Source organism: Roseivirga thermotolerans (genome assembly GCF_014653175.1).
Lineage (GTDB): Bacteria > Bacteroidota > Bacteroidia > Cytophagales > Cyclobacteriaceae > Roseivirga > Roseivirga thermotolerans.
Genome location: NZ_BNAG01000002.1, coordinates 382154 through 400799 on the forward strand (window position 1 = coordinate 382154; position 18646 = coordinate 400799).

18 protein-coding genes and 4 tRNA genes are annotated in these 18646 nt (G+C 44.1%); 8 read left to right on the forward strand and 14 right to left on the reverse strand.

Annotated elements, in window-relative coordinates:
* Positions 1 to 58: 58 nt before the first annotated feature.
* The 7 genes from IE164_RS07640 to IE164_RS07665 all read right to left on the reverse strand — a co-directional run bounded on the left by IE164_RS07640 (position 59) and on the right by IE164_RS07665 (position 4490).
* Positions 59 to 1480 (reverse strand): RtcB family protein, encoded by a 1422-nt coding sequence (locus tag IE164_RS07640; protein ID WP_189629626.1) that lies wholly within the window; start codon positions 1478 to 1480, stop codon positions 59 to 61.
* Positions 1462 to 2034, reverse strand: coding sequence for a tetratricopeptide repeat protein (locus IE164_RS07645; protein WP_189629627.1), 573 nt, complete (start codon positions 2032 to 2034; stop codon positions 1462 to 1464). Before IE164_RS07645 ends, IE164_RS07640 begins: the two co-directional genes overlap by 19 nt.
* A 229-nt stretch (positions 2035 to 2263) precedes the next feature.
* The gene (locus tag IE164_RS07650) at positions 2264 to 3358 is read right to left on the reverse strand and encodes a slipin family protein (protein WP_189629628.1); all 1095 of its coding nucleotides are present in this window, start codon (positions 3356 to 3358) and stop codon (positions 2264 to 2266) included.
* A gap of 261 nt (positions 3359 to 3619) precedes the next feature.
* Positions 3620 to 3742, reverse strand: coding sequence for a hypothetical protein (locus IE164_RS18565; RefSeq protein ID WP_262891751.1), 123 nt, complete (start codon positions 3740 to 3742; stop codon positions 3620 to 3622).
* Between the two features lie 222 nt (positions 3743 to 3964).
* Positions 3965 to 4047 (reverse strand) — tRNA-Tyr (locus tag IE164_RS07655).
* 293 nt (positions 4048 to 4340) lie between these two features.
* A tRNA-Ile gene (locus IE164_RS07660) sits at positions 4341 to 4414 on the reverse strand.
* Positions 4415 to 4419: 5 nt separating this feature from the next.
* Positions 4420 to 4490, reverse strand: a tRNA-Cys gene (locus IE164_RS07665).
* A 620-nt stretch (positions 4491 to 5110) separates the two neighbouring features.
* Between IE164_RS07665 and IE164_RS07670 the strand changes: the two genes are divergently transcribed.
* Complete coding sequence (locus tag IE164_RS07670; RefSeq protein ID WP_189629629.1) at positions 5111 to 5968, forward strand: TraB/GumN family protein; 858 nt, start codon at positions 5111 to 5113, stop codon at positions 5966 to 5968.
* A gap of 242 nt (positions 5969 to 6210) precedes the next feature.
* On the opposite strand, the gene IE164_RS07675 is transcribed toward IE164_RS07670, so the two are convergent.
* Positions 6211 to 7503 carry a serine hydrolase domain-containing protein gene (locus IE164_RS07675; protein WP_189629630.1) on the reverse strand — a complete coding sequence of 431 codons (1293 nt, stop codon included), beginning with the start codon at positions 7501 to 7503 and terminating at the stop codon, positions 6211 to 6213.
* A gap of 123 nt (positions 7504 to 7626) precedes the next feature.
* Between IE164_RS07675 and IE164_RS07680 the strand changes: the two genes are divergently transcribed.
* Genes IE164_RS07680 through IE164_RS07690 form a run of 3 tightly spaced genes read left to right on the forward strand, consistent with a single transcriptional unit; the run spans position 7627 to position 9142 of the window.
* Positions 7627 to 8166, forward strand: a complete 540-nt coding sequence (locus tag IE164_RS07680) for a hypothetical protein (RefSeq protein ID WP_189629631.1) — start codon at positions 7627 to 7629, stop codon at positions 8164 to 8166.
* Between the two features lie 48 nt (positions 8167 to 8214).
* Entirely contained in the window at positions 8215 to 8769 is a 555-nt protein-coding gene (locus IE164_RS07685; RefSeq protein ID WP_189629632.1) for an RNA polymerase sigma factor, read from the forward strand.
* Entirely contained in the window at positions 8762 to 9142 is a 381-nt protein-coding gene (locus tag IE164_RS07690) for a DUF6768 family protein (protein ID WP_189629633.1), read from the forward strand. Before IE164_RS07685 ends, IE164_RS07690 begins: the two co-directional genes overlap by 8 nt.
* Before the next feature lie 54 nt (positions 9143 to 9196).
* Here IE164_RS07690 and IE164_RS07695 read toward each other — a convergent pair.
* Positions 9197 to 9270 (reverse strand) — tRNA-Ile (locus IE164_RS07695).
* Between the two features lie 131 nt (positions 9271 to 9401).
* On the opposite strand from IE164_RS07695, the gene IE164_RS07700 reads away from it, so the two are divergent.
* Positions 9402 to 10025 (forward strand): HAD family hydrolase, encoded by a 624-nt coding sequence (locus tag IE164_RS07700; protein WP_189629634.1) that lies wholly within the window; start codon positions 9402 to 9404, stop codon positions 10023 to 10025.
* Here IE164_RS07700 and IE164_RS07705 read toward each other — a convergent pair.
* The 5 genes from IE164_RS07705 to IE164_RS07725 all read right to left on the reverse strand — a co-directional run bounded on the left by IE164_RS07705 (position 10022) and on the right by IE164_RS07725 (position 14595).
* A complete protein-coding gene (locus IE164_RS07705) occupies positions 10022 to 10324 on the reverse strand; it encodes a rhodanese-like domain-containing protein (RefSeq protein ID WP_189629635.1) in 303 nt (100 codons plus the stop codon). The genes IE164_RS07700 and IE164_RS07705 overlap by 4 nt on opposite strands.
* Before the next feature lie 2 nt (positions 10325 to 10326).
* Positions 10327 to 12189, reverse strand: coding sequence for a T9SS type A sorting domain-containing protein (locus IE164_RS07710; RefSeq protein WP_189629636.1), 1863 nt, complete (start codon positions 12187 to 12189; stop codon positions 10327 to 10329).
* Between the two features lies 1 nt (position 12190).
* On the reverse strand, positions 12191 to 12973 hold the full coding sequence (locus IE164_RS07715) for a PASTA domain-containing protein (protein WP_189629637.1): 783 nt from the start codon (positions 12971 to 12973) through the stop codon (positions 12191 to 12193).
* A gap of 285 nt (positions 12974 to 13258) precedes the next feature.
* A complete protein-coding gene (locus IE164_RS07720; protein ID WP_189629638.1) occupies positions 13259 to 13495 on the reverse strand; it encodes a NifU family protein in 237 nt (78 codons plus the stop codon).
* Positions 13496 to 13500: 5 nt separating this feature from the next.
* Positions 13501 to 14595, reverse strand: coding sequence for an Mrp/NBP35 family ATP-binding protein (locus IE164_RS07725; RefSeq protein ID WP_189629639.1), 1095 nt, complete (start codon positions 14593 to 14595; stop codon positions 13501 to 13503).
* A 112-nt stretch (positions 14596 to 14707) separates the two neighbouring features.
* Here IE164_RS07725 and dnaG point away from each other — a divergent pair, with 112 nt between their 5' ends.
* From dnaG to IE164_RS07740, 3 genes are all read left to right on the forward strand, one after another.
* The gene (gene dnaG, locus IE164_RS07730; protein ID WP_189630054.1) at positions 14708 to 16621 is read left to right on the forward strand and encodes a DNA primase; all 1914 of its coding nucleotides are present in this window, start codon (positions 14708 to 14710) and stop codon (positions 16619 to 16621) included.
* Between the two features lie 49 nt (positions 16622 to 16670).
* Positions 16671 to 17819 carry a 3,4-dihydroxy-2-butanone-4-phosphate synthase gene (gene ribB / locus IE164_RS07735; RefSeq protein WP_189629640.1) on the forward strand — a complete coding sequence of 383 codons (1149 nt, stop codon included), beginning with the start codon at positions 16671 to 16673 and terminating at the stop codon, positions 17817 to 17819.
* Between the two features lie 62 nt (positions 17820 to 17881).
* Complete coding sequence (locus tag IE164_RS07740) at positions 17882 to 18535, forward strand: hypothetical protein (protein WP_189629641.1); 654 nt, start codon at positions 17882 to 17884, stop codon at positions 18533 to 18535.
* Positions 18536 to 18646: the final 111 nt, after the last annotated feature.

Consider the following 18646-nt stretch of genomic DNA (forward strand, 5'->3'; position numbering starts at 1 on the left):
AGGGAGGGCAAAGATAACTGAAAAATGATTCAATAATCAATGCCCAAATCATAAGATGTTAATCTACTTCCCCAAACCTTTCATCGCCACACATTCTAACCACCTTGGGTTCGAAAGTGCCTAGTACATCAATCAGGTCGGTTTGCTTGGCCATTACTTCATGAATGTTCTTATACACCTGAGGGGCTTCGTCCAAACCGGAACCGATCAAAGTCACTCCGGCCTTTTTGATGTGCTTCTTCACTTCCTTTTTAGAGAGTGTCTGCTTGGCTTTGGTTCTGGAAAGTACCCTTCCTGCTCCATGAGAAGCCGAATTGATGGAATCCACATTCCCCTTGCCTTTTACAATAAAGCCTGGTGAAGTCATTGAGCCAGGAATTATTCCCAACACCCCTTCGCCTGCAGGGGTAGCACCTTTTCTATGCACAATGATCTCGTTTCCATCTGCATCTCGCTCTTTCCAGGCAAAGTTGTGGTGGTTTTCGATTAGTGCCAATGGTTGCTCACCCAGGGCCGCAGCGAGCCTATCGTGGATTTGGTGGTGGCATGCCGAGGCATAGTCACCTGCCAAATTCATGGCTTGCCAGTATTCCTGACCCGCTTCAGTGTCTAAATCCAACCAGGCCAGATGTTTGGCTTCTCCCGGTAACTTGGTCATATCCATGGCCAGCTTGGTGTAATGTCTCGCGATATTCGCACCAAGTCCCCTCGATCCCGAATGGGAGAGTACCGACAGATACTTGCCAACCGGCAGGTTGAATTCATTGATCTCCGAGTGGATTTCAGTAATACCGAACTCCACAAAGTGGTTGCCACCTCCGGAAGATCCAATTTGCTTCCAGGCCGTGTCTTTCAACGATTTCAAGATGTTGATTTCATTGAACAGTCCTCTATCTAACACCTCATGGTCTTTTGGCCTTTTAAATACCGCCTGACCGAATTTGGTGTTCTCCATTAGCATGTCTTTCAACTCATCAGTGTTCTGATGGACAAAAGCAAGAGGGATGTCATACATGGTCATGCACATTCTGCAGCCAATGTCTACTCCAACTCCATAAGGGATCACTGCATTTTCAGTAGCCAATACACCGCCAATTGGCAGTCCGTAGCCCTGGTGTGCATCGGGCATCAGTGCACCGTATTTAGTCACCGGCAATTTCATGGCAATCTCCATTTGGTTGATTGCTCCTTGCTCAATGCCGTCTGCCCCATATATATGATATGGTATGCGCTTTTCCCTCAAAGCCAGTGTTTCATTGTGCTCAGTTTTGATGATCAGGGCCATCGCTACCGGACCCCAAGCCTCGTGTTTTAAATAAAGACCTGGGTTTTCGACCACCTTTTTCAACATGGCTTTTTTATGCAGTATGGATTTGCCCTTGTAATGCTCATCCATGGCCTTGATGGCTTCGCCAATGGCTCTACCTTCAGGGAATCCGAGCTTTCTCAGGTCTTTTCCGCTTAATTTTCTCGTTGCCATAATTTCCAACGTTTCTTCAATCGTTTATACTTATTTCGCTTGATGTGGTCTTTCAAGTCGTCCACATCGTAGTTGTCAAGGGCTTGCATCATGCCTTTTCGGTATAAGGCAATAGCCTTCTTAAACTGACCCTGAGCCTCTGCTGCCTTGCCTAGGTTTTCATAAGCAAAGGTTTTATTAAAGCCTTCCACCTTGATGGCCTTTAGCATAAGGTTTTCCAGACCCGGGTACTTCTCATTATCCAGATAGAGCTGTGCCAGGTTGTCGTATGCATTTCTGTAATCTGGCTTAAATTTTATTGCCAGCAAATAATGCTGTTCAGCTCCCGCTTTATCATCAAGGCCGTATTGAAGTAGGCAAGCCATTCTAAAATGAAGTTTGGCACTACCAGGTTCTTCACACAATCCTCTCTCAAACCATCTTTTGGCCTCATCATCTTGGCCATTATCTATAGCTTGATCTGCCATCTGAATAATACTTTCTATGTATTCTTCGTAAATGTCCATTTTCGTTTGGGAGGAATACCCGAGCTTTTGGCTTTTGAACCTCGTCATTCTGAACTTGTTTCAGAATCTGCTTGGATTGACAGACCCTGAAATAAATTCAGGGTGATTGTTCAAGAGGTACATGGCGAGAGCATTCCTCGTTTTTATGTAACTGTTTCATGTTCTTAAGATGCCCTTTTTGGTACGTCATCCCCGCGTATGCGGGGATCTCAATGTTCTAGAGATTCCCGTTTTCACGGGAATGACATACTAATTAGGTTCGTCTAAAGTTGACCAACTACCTGGAGAAAATCTCCTTCAATTGATCTACCACCTGGTTACCACCAGACAGAGAGATGTTGTTGATCTTATCTGCAATTCTTTCAATGTATTCCATCTCTTTCAACTTGAACAACATTTCGTTGTTTTCCATCAATTTGGCAGTGTTCAGCAAGCTTCTTGTGGAAGCTGTTTCTTCTCTTCTGGTAATCACGTTGGCCTGCGCTTGTTTCTGAGCCACCAATACCTGGTTCATGATGTTTCTCAATTCACCGGAAAGAATGATATCCTTGACACCACTATCCCTGATTTCAATTCCCAGTGTATCGGCTTTGCTCTTCAGAACCTCTTTCACATAGTCTGCAATGGCAGATTTTTGTTCCAGCAATTCATCAAGCGTGTAGTTGCCAATGTATTCTCTCAATGCCAGCTGCATCAGCACATATAGCTGCTTATCAGCGTCTTTGTTGTCGATCAGGTATTTCACCAAATCGACTACTTTGTACTGGCAGTTGAAGTTAATTCTCAGGCCGGCTTTGTCTTTGGTCAAGATTTCCTGACCTGAAACTTCCATTTGAAGGTGTCTCATATCGGCCTTCAAAACGCTCAATGCGGTGGTGTTTTTCCAGAAGTAGTAAGTGCCTTTATCAAGCGCTTTTTTCAACTTTCCATCTATCATTAAGAGTCCTCTTTCGTAAGATTCAACTACGTAAACTCTGATGTATCTTAGCAAATCGGTGCTGGTAAGCACAGCTTTGCTAATGTCTTGAGTGATGTTGAAATCGCTTAGGTCTACTCTGGTGAAAGTGTATTCCACCAAACCTTTCCAGAAAGCATATTTTCCTACCGTCAAAACTTGTTTGAACTTGCCGTCAGCATATTGAATGACAATCTCATTGTCTTTCACGTCTACCACTTCAAGCATTGCAGCCAAGGCTTCATCCTTCAAAAGGATGTTTAAGTTTTTAGAAGAGTAGAACTGATCGGTAAGGTTGTAAACCATTACAGTGTCCGCTAGCGATAACCAAGTAGTACCTGCAGTGATCACTTTGCGGTAATCTCCATTTCTGAAAACCAAACCGACTTTTCCATCGTTGATTCGTATTCTTTTCATTTTTACAATGGTTGTGAGGTTTCCCTCGGTTAAACATTTATTTATCGCTATTGGCCAAATAGTTTCGTTTTATGAAAGGTTGAACAGTTTGCCATCTATCCAAAGCGAGGTGTTTATTGAGTCTGAATTCAGAAGTGAGTTCTAGAGTCAGGGGAATTTGCTTGGAACTGAAGTTCGCAACGTCTTCCTGTGACAGCAGAAGTCAAATCTTGCATCGGGCGATATCCTAATCCACCTTGGCTTTTTCAAAACTTTCCTCATCTACCGAAGTAGGTAAGGGGCAAACTGAATCTTCCTTTCAGTATTGGCATCGGTTTTTAAAGAAGACCCGATGAACTTCTGATCGATAGAAACCAAATCTATTGCGTCTGCCAATTTCGCCATTCCAGTCACTTGACTAGAAGTGGGACTCGAACCCACACGATTGGTCTTGCTGTTCTAACCACTGAACTATCCCTTCCCGATAGCTATCGGGAGAGAGGAGGAGTCGAACCTCCGACTACAAGCGTGGGAAACATCAAGCTAAGTAGGATACCGTGGCCTACCGGCTCGGTACTATGGGGTTATACAGAAACCCTCATCAGGTCTTCTACCTGATTTATCCCGTGGAAATGGTAGGATTCGAACCTACTCAGCCTGAGGCACTGGTTTTACAGACCAGCATAACTCTCCCTCGTTATCGCATTTCCATTGAGGTCATTGTTCCTTCCAATTGGCACTCAACCAATATTCCGGTTCAACGACCTGCTATTTGCATTGGAGCTTTTTCAAACATCACAGTCCGAACGAAAGACTGCTTGAGGGCTTTAACCCTGCCTGCGGCAGGCAGGCTCTCTCCAAGTTGAGGAGACGCTCGTTCTGCCTCTCCTTTAGCTTCTTGACCCCTTTGTCCTGCGGACATTTCCCCTTGGTAAGGGGAAAGAGGAAGGGGCGTCTTCATCATCAGTGATCTATTACTGCCACTGAACTACGGTATCATTTGTCGGCCCACGGGGACTTGAACCCCGAACCACCAGCTTATAAGACTGGCACTCTGACCTGTTGAGCTATGGGCCGTTTTGAGTCGGGAACCGGATTCGAACCGGTGATGTCAGTTTTGCAGACTGAAGCCTTGCCACTTGGCTATCCCGACAATAAAAAAAGCCCGGCCTTATGCAGACCGGGCTTTTCAATGCCGTGTATACGGAATTGTCAAGTCATATTCTTCCCGATCTTATTTTGCAAAAGACATATTTCACCCAGGCCAAAATCACTGTGATTTGGATAGGCTGCCGGTGATAGCCATGTAACCTCTAAGCGTATACTGTTCTTTTGCATTTTCAAATTCATTTAAAACAAAAAACCCGAACCAATTGGCCCGGGTTTCTAAGTGTCTTTATACTTAAGCTTAACTTATATTCCGGAACCGTAGCACATCACAATCATTGTAACCCAATGTTTCCATTGATTGTATACTGCTGATATGTGATAATAGTGCTTTCATTTCTTATGTGGCACAAAGGTAGAAAAAGAGATTTTAAATTTGCAAGTGTCTGTAAATCAGAGGTCAAATTACTTCTCTATATATAAAAAAGTTAAGTTACTGAAAATCAGAAGTTTAATTTGAGGGAAAAAATTAAAAAAAAGATTAAACACAAGTAAAAATTCGCAAAACCGTTTAAGCAATTATTTAAATGAATCATGACTTTTAGCCAGAAGGGAGAACGGTTCTTGTGAAAGCTTACTATAATGCATCACAATTAAAGTCATACCATGAAGCAGTTGTTCACTCTATTTTTACTGTTTTTCGTTTTAACTAAGGCTCAGGCTCAAACCTCGGTTTGGAGAGTTAGTTCAGGGGAAAATGAAATTTACCTTGCAGGTTCTATCCATTTGCTAAAAGAGTCGGATTACCCGCTTCCAAAAGAGTTTGATATTGCTTTTAATAAGTCCAAGAAGGTTGTCTTTGAGACGGATATTGACAAGTTAAATGATCCTCAGATTGCTCAAGTTTTGCTTTCTAAGGCCATGATACCTGATAATGAAACTCTGAAAGATGTTTTGAGTGAGGAGGTCTATAAAAAGTTGGAACAGGAGTGTAGTAAACTGTCAATTCCGCTGGCTTCTCTTTCCAGGTTTAAGCCTTCTATGGTTATAGTAACCATGTCCGGAATCAAGCTCCAACAAATGGGCGTTACCGCAGATGGTGTTGACCAACATTTTCATAAGAAAGCTAAGGAGCATGAAAAGACTTTGGGGTTTTTAGAAACTGTTGAGGAGCAACTTGATATACTCACTAGCATGGGCGAAGGAAACGAAGATAGTTTTGTTAACTATTCTCTAGAGGATATGGACGATATGGAGTCTGCGATGGATGAAATGACGAAAAACTGGAGAAATGGATCTTCAGACCTGATGATTACTCAGTTAACCGAAATGAAGAATGAGTATCCGGATATATACAAATCAATCATGGTGGATAGGAATAATAATTGGATGCCCCAGATTGAAGGGTTTATAAATGATGAAGTAATTGAATTCGTAATTGTCGGTGCACTTCATCTGCATGGTCCAGATGGCCTTTTAAACATGCTAAAAGCAAAAGGGTATAAGGTTGAACAACTTCAATAGGTTGCACACCAACCCATTCTAAAAAGGGGTAGCTACTTTACAATGGCTACCCCTTTTTATCTTTTAGGTCTTGAGGTTTGTAATATTATAGGGTTATTCATTTAGATCACATTCGTTAGATTCAGTATACTAGCCACAAGCTGTGTCCTCACAGCGTCTTTTAACAGCCATTTGTGAAGACACAAATGGAGGCAAGGTTCAGAAATACACTTCTTGCGACTTAAGTAAGTAACCCTATAATATTATTCTTTCAACCCATCATAAATGAGTTCATACATCTCTGTCCAGAAGCTTTCCCCTCTAAACCCACTGATCTGAGTCATACCCACAAATACCATTTGTTCTTGTGGGTCGATGAAAAACTTGGTGTTAAAATATCCACTCCACTCATAGGTGCTCGGAGATTTTGGGCTTCTTTTAGTGGGTTTATCTTGGTACAGTTGAAAGCCAAGAGCAAAGCTTCCATCGGGGCCTTTTGGGTAGTTTTCATAATCATTGATCACTGTTGGCAATTGGTCTCGGGTCATCTCATTGAGGGTTTCTTTTTTGAGTAGTTTACCTCCTCCCATCACAAGAGTTTGTATAAATCGGGCGTAGTCAATAGCCGTGGAGCTCAGGCCAGCCCCTCCGGCAAAAAAGTCGCGAGGGCCTTGTTTGGGGTAGTCAGTAAAAGCAGACATGCCTAGTTCATTGGTGTTTTTAAAGCTTTCACCTACTTTAACCATTACCGGTGTAAGCCGGGTATGTAACGACTCCGGCAGGTAGAAGTGCGTGTCTGGCATGCCTACTACATCAAATATTTTTTCTTTGAAATAAATATTGAGCTTTTGGCCCGATACAACCTCAATAATGCGTCCCATTACGTCCATGTTGAGCCCGTAAGAAAACCGATCGCCCGGTTGGTGGGCCAGTGGTACTTTGGCCAGCCGGTCAATCCATTCCTGGGTGGTCCACTCTTCATGTGAGAAACCCACATTCATTTGGTGTTTTTGGTATACAGCCATGAGCTTGCCCGGATTGAACGATCCGTAAACAATACCTGAAGTGTGTGTCATGAGGTGTCGAATGGTAACCGGCCGATCTACAGATACTGTAGTGTAAGAGGAATCGGCCGGATTAAACTCGTCCAGAACTACCTGATTGCTAAACGAAGGAATGTATTCATAGACCGGATCGTCCAAATTTACCTTTCCGGCTTCTACTAACTGCATCATGGCTACAGAAGTCATGGCTTTGGTCATAGATGCAATTCTATAGATCGACTCATTAGCATAGGGTTGGTTTGGTCCGCTTTCGCCAAAGCTCTTATGGTATACAATGCCTCCATTTCGAGCAAGTAGAAAGGTGCCTCCCGGTATGATATCGGCATCTATCGCCTTTTGAATGTGTTGATCGAGTTGGCCTTCAAACGAGGAACTAAATCCTTGTTTTACAGGGGTAGAGGTGGATAATATGTTTGGTTGTTGTTCTGTAGTCTGCTGGCAGCTCGCTAGAGCGTAAAGAAAGAGGCAGAAGATCAGTAGTTTGGCTTTCATGGTCATGCGGTTTCTTCCAAGTTATAAAAAGTGTTTTGTTTATGGGGCGAATGATTTACCAATGAATGGTTAAAGAAACAGGTGGTTGTAGAATTTTGTAAATTCCAGAGATAACTGCTTAGCATGCACGCAATTTTTATTTTTTCATGGGTGATCGGATTCTTTTTTTCGATTCCCCACAGGTGGAACTCTGAGTATGTCAATGAAGACCTCGTGCTTCGTTATGCGAACCATTGGGTACTGAGGCCGGTAGATGGCACCACCAAAAGAAACCTGTTGCTCGAAACAGAGAAGTTTAGTGCCTGGAGTCCTCTGATGCCTGATGAAGATAGAAAAACACTCAGGCTTACCATGCCCAGTTCAATGTATTATGGCAAGAAGGTGTCGTTGCGAAGGTTAGAACGTGAGCTAAAAAAGCAGGTCAAAAGTCAAAAAGAGTCGGCCGAGTGGATGAGTAATGAAGACGGTTTAAAGGATGGTGTACCCTTTATTCATGTGGTATTCAGCTACAAAACCGGACGGGCCTATGAGGTTGTTGAATGCTACCTGTTTGCTGTGCACAACAGGCCGTATGCATTGTATATGACAGCCAGCCGTAAAGAGTATCACACTCAGCGTGATCGTTGGGATGAGGTATGGGAGAGCCTTCAGTTTAAAAAATAGTGAGCCGTTGTGAACCAGCGGCTTCTTCTTACGACTCTAGGGTAGTCTATGACAAAGCGTTCAGATCAGGTTTTTGATGAATTGCTGTTGCTTCAATACCAACAAGGTGACCAAAAAGCAGCGGGTCTACTGTATAAACGATGGAACCCCAGGGTATTGAAGTGGTCTGCAGAGCTTCTTCGCGATGATGATCTGGCACAGGAAATTGCTCAGGAATCATGGATTACGATCTTTAAGGGCTTAGGCAGTCTTAAAAAGTTAAGCCTCTTTCGGTTTTGGGCATACCGCATTGTGTATCGCAGAGCCATGGATTATTACCGGAAGCAAAAGCGCGAACTGGAGCTTGAACGAGAGGTTGAACTCGAATTTTCCGGACCCGACAGTCAAGAGGGGAGAGAAGTAGATAGGGTGGAGCTGATGCTGAAAGCTATACAGGCACTTCCACTCAGACAGCAGCAAATACTACGGCTCTTTTATTTGGAGCAGTGCAGCGTAAAAATAATTGCCGGGCTAATCGATTTGCCTGAAGGTACGGTTAAGTCCAGGTTGTTTCATGCCAGACAACAATTGAAAGAATTAATAAACGATATGAGCTATGAATAGTACAGAAAAGGAGCTGGATGCGCTTATTGAAGAGGCGCTAAGCAAAGAGGAAGCCCGCTATTTCGAAGAAATGGGTGAACAGAGTTTGCCGCAGATGCTTTTGGGCTTGTTCAAAGGTAAAAACAGTTGGTTCAATATAATGATCATGATTGTGCATTTGCTGGTATTTGCGGCAAGTATCTACACTTTTATTGAAATGCTAAACAGCGAGCAAATGACTCAAAAATTAGAGTGGATGTTTTACACCCTTATTGGCTTTATTGCCATGGCCATGCTCAAAATCTGGAGCTGGAATCAGCTGGATAAGAATGCGCTTTTGAGGGAGATTAAAAGGCTGGAATATCAGGTAGCCTTACTGAGCAAGAAGAAGTAATGGCGAGCCGATAAAAAAAATAAAGCCTCATACACTACGTATGAGGCTTGTTTGTGGGCCCACCTGGGCTCGAACCAGGGACTTTCTGATTATGAGTCAGATACTCTAACCAACTGAGTTATAGGCCCTAAAAGAGTTTCAAGTTTTATGATCAATGCTTGAGGTTTACTTTGAACTTTAAAGCATAAACTTTGAACTCAATCTCCCCTTGAATATGGGAGTGCAATGTTACATATTTGATGTTAATTAAGCAACGCTCATGCAAACAGAAATATCAAATTTATCCTACATCATTTTCGATCTTGGAGGAGTTATTATTGACTTGGACGTGGAAGCCACCTACCAGGCGTTTGCGCAACTGTCCGGAATGCCGCTCGATAGGGTAAAGGAATTTGCCGCCAGCGAGGAGTTTTTTAAGCAGTATGAACGAGGAGAAATTGACGACCCAACCTTTAGGGCCCACTTGCGAGAGGGTTTGAGGTTTACCGGAGGAGAGGCCTTATTGGATGAGGCCTGGAACGCAATGCTCGGCCCCATTGCTGCTGAGCGATTCAAGAAGCTGGAGGAACTGGCCAATAGCTATTCACTCTTTGTTATGAGCAACACCAACGAAATACATGTTAGACGTTTTCTGCAAATTGCCAGACATACTTCTCCGCATAAGGACTTTTACGACTATTTTAAACAAGTGTATCTCTCACAAGAGGTAGGTGCAAGAAAGCCCGAACCTAAGGCCTGGCAGGTGATACTGGATGATCATGGGTTGATTCCCTCTAAAGGGCTGTTTATCGATGATAACCTCAGCAACATCAATGCCGCTGCGGCTTTAGGACTCAATACTTACCATAATCAGTCAGTAAACGACTGGATGAAACTCTTTTAGAGTCCGGCTTCGCGGTATGCCACTATGCCGCCTGTCATATTCACCACTCGGGTAAAACCTTGCTGTTTTAGGTACATCTGAGCCTGAGCTGAACGGGCTCCGGAGCGGCAGTGCACTATTATTTCTTCATTTTTTAACGAAGTCAACTCTTCCAGTTGGTTTGGCAATTCAGCCAATGGTATGTTTCTAGCACCGAGGTTGTCTTCTTCATACTCCCAGATTTCGCGTACATCGATGAAGTGAAACGATTCTCCATTGGCCAGTCGCTCACTAACCTCTTTTACGGTGATGTTCTCCATGCCTAGTCTTTTAGTATTATTCGTTTATAGCTTACTTTTCCTCCTTGCCTAAAGCGCAGCAAATATATGCCTTTTTTGTTCATGCTCAGGTCTACCCTTACGCCATTGGTAACGGTGCTGAGCTGATAGCTGGCTTCCTGCCCCCAGTTGTCGTAAACTTGTAGTTGGCTGAGTTCTCCCTCAATAAAGACTACACCTTCTGTAGGGTTAGGGTACACTTTTATAGGTTCATTGGGGGCGGCTTCACTGCCGGGAGTATTGGCCGCAATGGTCTTGTCGAACCTTGGTCGCATCAGAAAGCTACCTCTCACATATTCGTTCTCTCGCCATTGGCCACTTACATTGTAGAACATACGATTGCCGGTATCTGTGTTTTTGTCCAGGCCGACAGCCAAAAACTCATTGGTTGCCTGTTCGAACCCTATGTATATAGTGTCTTGTACAAAGATGGGGGTCTCCAACTTGTAGCTCCTTAGCTCTCCAATGGTGGCAGGTCTTAAAACACTGTAAGACGACCGAAAAAGAACAGACTCCGGGTCATTATCCAAGCGGCTCCAAACCATTAGCTCTATGGGTTGGCCAGCTTGTTGAACAAACGGAAAATTGATGTCAATATGAGTGAGCAATGCTTTTTGTTCCAAAGAGAAGGAATAGGCCAGCTTGCCTCCCCGTTGGTTGATGCCTGCTGCAAAATCAGGTTCACCATCATCATAGGCCAGATAGTCATCGAGTACTGTCACTATACGAACCGTATCATTAAGCCGGTAGTCTATATTGGTGTTGAAGGTGGTGTCAACCCCGGGGTTTATGTCTTCAATAAAGTAATTGTCTCCTGAGCGAATGTAATAGGTGGTTTCCAGCCAAAGAGAGTCGGCCAGTGCATTGAGGTTGCTGGCATTGAGGGCTCGCGAAGTAAAAGTTCTGCGTTCAAAGGCACCTGGTAGTGGATTGGCCAGTTTGTTGTCGTTTAAAACTTCAATTTCTTCATTGGCTACAAGGTCTCTAACTATAGTAGAAAACTGAATAGGCTGAAACTCCGAGTTAAGGTTATAGAATTCGGCATGGGTTTCTATAAGATACCGTGAAGGATTGGCAAAAAATTGTTCGGTGGGCATGGCCGAATAGGGGGCAGTAAGAAAGCTCGGGCGCCTGGTAAGCGCGCGATCTCTATAGGCAATGTCATCAGGGTGTCGCGAATCATTAAGGTAGACATAATCCAGCAGCCAGGTGTCAAAGGCTCCGGACAACCGACTGTAGGCCTGAAACCGAAACTGGAAGCTGTCATGAAAAAAGCGAGAAGGTACTTTTACCAGCTGCTGAAAGAACTCTCCGGTTTCCAGATCTTTACCTCCTCTGGTAGACCATACACTTTCCCAGGTATCGTTGGCAGTTTTAAACTGTAGGGCCAGGCTGTCGTTCTCATCTGGCAATTCACCATGGCCGGTTACCTGCCAAAAAAAACTTAAAAATACTGAGTCTTGCTGACTGGCCGGCAAATTGGCCAGATTGATGGGTTGCGAGGTGAGCTGATCCGTGGCTCCGTTAATCAGGCTATTGGCATCGTAAGGAGAACCATTGGCTCCAACACCGTCAAAAATAGCAACGTTCAGAGTGGGAGCGTTTATACCAATACTGCTGCTCACTCTTACATTTTCTGGCGATTGCCACAGCTGCGTTGAGGGCACAAACCCCGATGTTGAAAAGTCGTCCCAAAAAGGCAGGCTCAGCACTTGGGTTGCCTGACTTGCTCGTGGTTGTATTTGGCTTTTACCACTGTTTTGGGCCGGCAAGGGTACTTCTATTATCTGCCCCTGAGAGAGCAGATTTATACATAGAAAACCGATGAGCCAGGCTGCTTTATTCACTCTATAGGTCGTTGTTGGTAGTAGCAGGCTTCTTGCTGTTTATCCACACCTCAATTAGGTCGCCTGTTCTTATCATGGCTCCTATGGGGGGCAACTGCTTATATACTCTGTTCGGAGGCACCGTATCGTTGAGTACGTAATTTACCTCATCCAGCCTCAGGCCAGAGGCTTCGATCTGAAATTTGAGCTCTTCCAACGTTTTGCCCAAAAAGTCCGGTGTAGCAAAGCGTTTTACCCCTTCACCATCGGCTATCACCAAATCGATTTTAGAGCCTTTATAAACCAATGTTCCGGTAGCTACATTTTCACCGTTATACTTTTGTGCGATAACCGCATTTTCGCGTCTATCGGGTACATAAGAAATTTCACCCAATTCAAGTCCATTACTTTCCAGAATATCGCGGGCATTGAGCAGGTCTGTATTAATAAGGTTAGGCATTTTTACCTGAGGAGGCACGTTGGCATTAAGTGTTAGGTATATCTTCCTGTTTTCTTTCACCTTGGCTCCCCCCTTCGGGTTTTGACTAAGTATTACTTCAGGGTCAAAATCGGCTGAATATCCCGAATCGCGAGTAACCTCATAGCGAAGGTTTCGATTGGTAAGAAAATCATCTATCTCGGTAAAGGATTTCCCCACCAAATCGGGCACAGTAATGGTTTCGTTATGATTGGTAGTGGCAGGCAGGTATATGTAGAAGAAAAAAAGGAGTACCACAATGCCAATGCCGGCCATTATGCCAATGTGTTTAAAAAATCGAAGGAAGGTGAAGGGTTTTTTACTCATTTTCAAAGTTTAAACGGCCAATCGCACATTTCATTTTATACCTAATGGTGATTATCCGAGCAAAGATAACTAATAAGTGAAAGTGACAAGTGCAGGCTGTTCAATTCATTGAACTGCTGAGGTAAATTGATGATGAGTTTAATTGGGTAACAACAAAATGAAAAAGAGACTGTCTCTAAAGCTGGGTGGATTTACCCTGTACTTTTCTGTCAGTCGATAAACAAGTTCAGACTGACGAGTTTTAAGCTTTTGAGGCAGTCTCTTTAGTGGTGATTATTCAGTTCTTTACGCTTCGGCCACATTCACGGCCACCACCTGCTTAATTTCAGGAATATCTCTTTTTATAGCCTCTTCAATTCCGGCCTTCATGGTCATATGCGACATGGGGCAAGACTCGCAGGCTCCTTCGAGCTCCAACTTCACTACTAAATCGTCTGTCACTTCGAGCACCTTTACATTGCCACCATCGGCAATGAGAAAAGGTCTTATTCTCTCCAGTGCTGCTTCAATTCTTTCGAGCATATGTTTTAAACTTTAATTTCAACCTTTTTGGTTTGAGCCTTTTCGGCATTCCTTATGGCTATTTGCTGTGCGGTAGCTTCTGCCACTTTCAGAAAGGCCTCTCCGGTTACATCGTCTTGCATAATAGCCGGATAACCCACATCACCACCTTCGCGAATACTTTGCACCAGAGGAATTTCTCCTATAAATGGCACTTTGTGTCTTTCAGCCAGTTTTCTTCCGCCACCTTTGCCAAAGATATAGTACTTGTTTTCAGGCAGTTCTTCGGGTGTAAAGTAAGCCATATTTTCTATCACTCCAAGCACCGGTACGTTGATTTGCGGCTGCTGAAACATGTTAAGCCCTTTTTGAGCATCGACAAGGGCTACTTTCTGAGGAGTAGTAACCAATACAGCTCCTGTAACCGGCACAGTTTGTACCAACGTAAGGTGAATGTCGCTGGTGCCGGGAGGCAGGTCTATAAAGAGATAGTCCAAGTCGCCCCATTCCGTATCGGCTATAAATTGTTTTAGGGCACTGCTGGCCATTGGGCCACGCCAAACCACCGCATTTTCTGCAGGGGTAAGCAAACCAATGGATATAAGTTTTACGCCATATTGCTGTACGGGTACAATCAGGTTCTTATCGCCCACTTTCTTAATGCCCGGTTGTTCATGCTCACAATTGAACATGGTGGGCATAGAAGGACCAAAAATATCGGCATCAATTACGCCTACTTTAGCTCCTTGTTTAGCCAGCGCCACAGCCAGGTTGGCCGTTACGGTAGACTTGCCAACACCACCTTTACCGGAAGCTACCGCAATAATATTTTTAACTCCCGGCAACAGTGGAGCATTGTCTCTTGCTGAAGTTACGTGCGAGCTCATGGTTATTTTAACCACCACATCTTTGCCAATATGTGTGGCAATAGCCTGTTCGCAGTCTTTTCTGATGAGCTCCTTCAGCGGGCAGGCCGGAGTAGTGAGCATTACTGTAAAAGCAAGCTCGTTTCCATTAATTTCAATATCCTGAATCATGTTCAGCGTAACCAGGTCTTGCTTTATGTCCGGATCCTGAACATGCCTGAGTGCCGCTAAAACACTTTCTTTAGTCAATGCCATCTTCACAAATTTGGGTGCAAATTAAAGGCTTTCGCCCGACATTCATAGAAACATCTGTTCGCTATATTAGTTCAGGTTTACCGCTACAATCATTCTATATTTGAAGCGCGTTATGGCAATTAGTGAGTCTACCATTCAGGAAATTAAAAACCGCATAGACATTGTCGATGTCATTAGCGACTTTGTGAGCCTGAAAAAAGTGGGGAGCAACTATAGGGCACTGAGTCCTTTTACCAACGAGAAGACCCCCTCATTTTACGTTTCCCCCAGCAAAGAAATCTTTAAATGCTTTAGCTCCGGCAAAGGGGGCGATGCCATTACTTTTGTGATGGAAGTGGAGGGTATCAACTACATTGAAGCCCTGAAGTACCTGGCCGCAAAGTACGGCATAGAGGTGCAGGAAGAAGAGCAGACCGATGAGCAGATTCAGGCCCAGAATGAGCGTGATAGCCTGTTTATTGTGCTCAATTTTGCCAACGAATACTTTAAGAAACAACTCTTTGATTCAGACGAAGGTCGATCCATAGGTCTGAGTTATTTCAAAGAAAGAGGGTTCAACGAGCAAACGCTTAAGACCTTCGAGCTGGGCTACTCGCTCGATGTGTGGGACGGGCTGCTCAAAGAAGCCAAAAAGAAGGGGCATTCGGAAGAATTGCTGGAAAAGGCCGGTCTCATTTTAAAGCAGGAGAGCAAGATATACGACCGCTTTAGGGGCAGGGTCATGTTCCCCATTCAGAATGTGGCGGGCAAGGTAATAGCCTTTGGTGCCCGAACGTTGCGCAGCGATAAGAAACAGCCCAAGTATATCAATTCGCCTGAAACAGAAGTTTACCACAAGAGTAAAATTCTCTATGGTATTCATCAGGCCAGGCAAGCCATTCGCAACGAAGATCTTTGCTATTTGGTAGAAGGCTATACCGATGTGATTTCCATGCACCAGGCCGGTGTACAAAATGTTGTAGCATCGAGCGGTACCAGCCTCACCAAAGAACAGGTGCAGCTCATTAGCAGGTACACCAAGAATATCACCGTTTTATACGATGGAGACAGTGCCGGGATCAAGGCTTCTTTCAGAGGAATTGACATGATTCTGGAGCACGACCTTAACGTGCGGGCGGTGGTTTTTCCTAACGGTGAAGATCCCGATAGTTTTTCCAGAAGCATGACTTCAGATGCTTTCAGGGAATATCTGGAAACCAATGCTCGCGACTTTATTACCTTCAAAACAGACATCTTAACGGATGGTGGCAAGCAGACAGACCCGGTTAAGAAGGTTCAGGTAATTCGTGAAATTATTGAGAGTATCTCCCTGATTCCCGATGGAATAAAGCGTTCGGTTTATATCTCTGCTTGCGCTGACTTGCTCGATGTAGAAGAACAGGTGTTACTGAGCGAACTGAACAAGTTGCTGATTAAGAAGCAGCGAAAGGATAGGGCTCAGCCAGAACCTCCGGAGCCGGAAGACTTGCCTCTAACCGAGGCTAAACAACCCAAACCGAACCTGCAGTCGCTGGCTTATCCTGTAGAGCGCGAGTGCCTGCGCTTGGTGGTTAATTATGGCAATGAGCCCTTTGATGAAGAAATGACCATAGCCGAATTTATTCTTGGCGAGACTCAGACAATTAATTTCGAAAATAAGTCTATTGAAGAAACCCTGAACCTGGCCGCTCAGGTAGTAGATGAAGGAAAAAAAATAGAACCCGACATATTCATCGGTCCTGAAAACCCTACCATGAGTCAGTTGGTTATAGACCTGCTGGAAATGAAGTATTTTGTAAGTGAAGGTTGGGAGAAGAAGCACCGTATTTCTACAATGCACGAATCGGAAGACCTGCCAAGTGCTGCTTACACGGCTATTTTAAGGTTGAAACGAAAAAAACTGGAGTCGCTCATACTACAAAATGAAGAAACCCTGAAAAAGTCGAAGAGCGTGGAAGAACAAGAAGAGCTGATGACAATGCATAAACACCTGAAAATGATGCTCAAAGAAATTGACGATGAGTTGGGTATTGTGATATCGTCTTAATTTTTTAGGCTCCGCGAACTTTATACCTTTGCATCGCTTTTTATAGAGTATGTCCGAAGAAATTAAGCTCAACACCATAGAAGAGGCTATTGAAGCCATTAGGAATGGCGAGATCATTATTGTTGTAGATGATGAAAGCCGCGAAAACGAGGGGGATTTTATCTGCGCAGCCGATAAGGTAACCCCCGAGATCATCAATTTTATGGCTACCCATGGCCGGGGCCTCATTTGTGCGGCACTTATTGAAGATCGCTGCAACGAACTGGGACTCAATCTAATGGTGGATAATAATTCGGCCGCCTATGAAACGCCATTCACAGTGTCGGTGGATCTGATTGGCCATGGATGCACCACGGGTATTTCTGCCTCAGACAGAGCCAAAACCATTAAGGCTCTGGTAAACCCCGACACACGTCCTGAAGAACTGGGTAAACCCGGACATATTTTTCCCTTAAGAGCCAAAAGAGGCGGAGTGTTGCGAAGGGCAGGTCATACAGAAGCTTCGATGGATTTTGCTCGATTGGCCGGCTTGAGCCCTGCCGGAGTACTGGTAGAGATAATGAATGAAGACGGTAGCATGGCCCGTTTGCCTGACCTGGTGAAGGTAGCTCAACGCTTTAACCTAAAGCTGGTTTCCATAGAAGATCTTATCTCTTACAGGCTTGAGAATGAAAGTCTTATTGAGCGCGATTTAGGTATTGATTTACCCACCGAGTACGGAGATTTTCATTTGCAGGCCTATAAGCAAATCAACACCAACGAGATGCATCTGGCCGTGGTAAAGGGTAATTGGAAGCCAGATGAACCGGTACTGGTAAGAGTGCACTCGTCTAGTACACTTGGCGATATTTTCGGTTTCAAGTTCGACTCTGGTAACCCCATCAAACATGCTCTGCGCATGATTGAAGAAGAAGGTAAGGGGGTGGTTCTTTACATGAATCAAAACTCCCGTGGCCAGCGACTTATTCATGAAATGCAGATGCTTCAGAAGAAGGGCATTAACGATGAACCCCTGAGCAGAAAGTTTGGAGTGAAAATGGACACTAAAGATTATGGTGTGGGTGCACAAATACTCCGCGATTTGGGCATTTCTAAAATACGACTCATTTCTAATAACCCGCAGAAAAGGGTAGGGTTGATAGGCTATGGCCTTGAAATTCTTGAGTACGTACCTATGAAGAAGACACAAAAGGTCTGAAATTGCTTATTTTTTCTGCCGGATTGTAACATTCCACCCCATATCCGTTGTTTAATGTAGTGATGAAACAATGGTTGATTTCTTCGGTATGGCTATTGGCTTGCATTGCTATGCAAGCACAGGAATTTCCTAGTCAGAAATTTCATAGAGGGCAGGTAACGCTCACCGATGGTGGTGTGCTTAGCGGACAAATTAAGTATGATCTCAACTCAGAAGTAATACTCCTTAAGCAAAACGATAAGAATGGCATTTCTACCCTCAATGCCAGCCAGTTCCAATCGTTTGTGATAAGTGCAGGCCCCAATGCCGGTGTAAGAACGTTCTACTCCATCCCTGTTCTCAATGAAACAGGCTACCGTAGACCCCGTATTTTTGAACTGATTGCTCAGGGAAAGGTCTCGCTTATAGCCCGTGAATTTATTGCTACCCGGTCAAGTAGTGCCAATCGGTCCATCTACAGAAGAAGCATTTACGATCCGTATTACGTTCCCGCCACCAGCCTTATGACCTATCAGTTTTTGGCCTATGAGCTTTGGTTGATTGATGAAAATGCAGAATTAACAGAGTTGGGCAATAGCCGAAGCGATGTAATCAAGGCTTTCGATAGCCACCATTCTGAGCTGCGAAAATACATTAAGAAAGAAAAACTCAAGGTTGAGAAACTTCTGGACCTTAAACGTCTGGTGGACTATTACAATAGTTTGGACACCCTTTAGCCGTAAACCATTAAATGCTTCTGGCCGTAAAGAGGTCAGCACCTTCTACCTTTATTTTCCCTGATAGGAAATCGCCATAAACTTTGTCAAACTAGCACTTAGTTTGTGCTT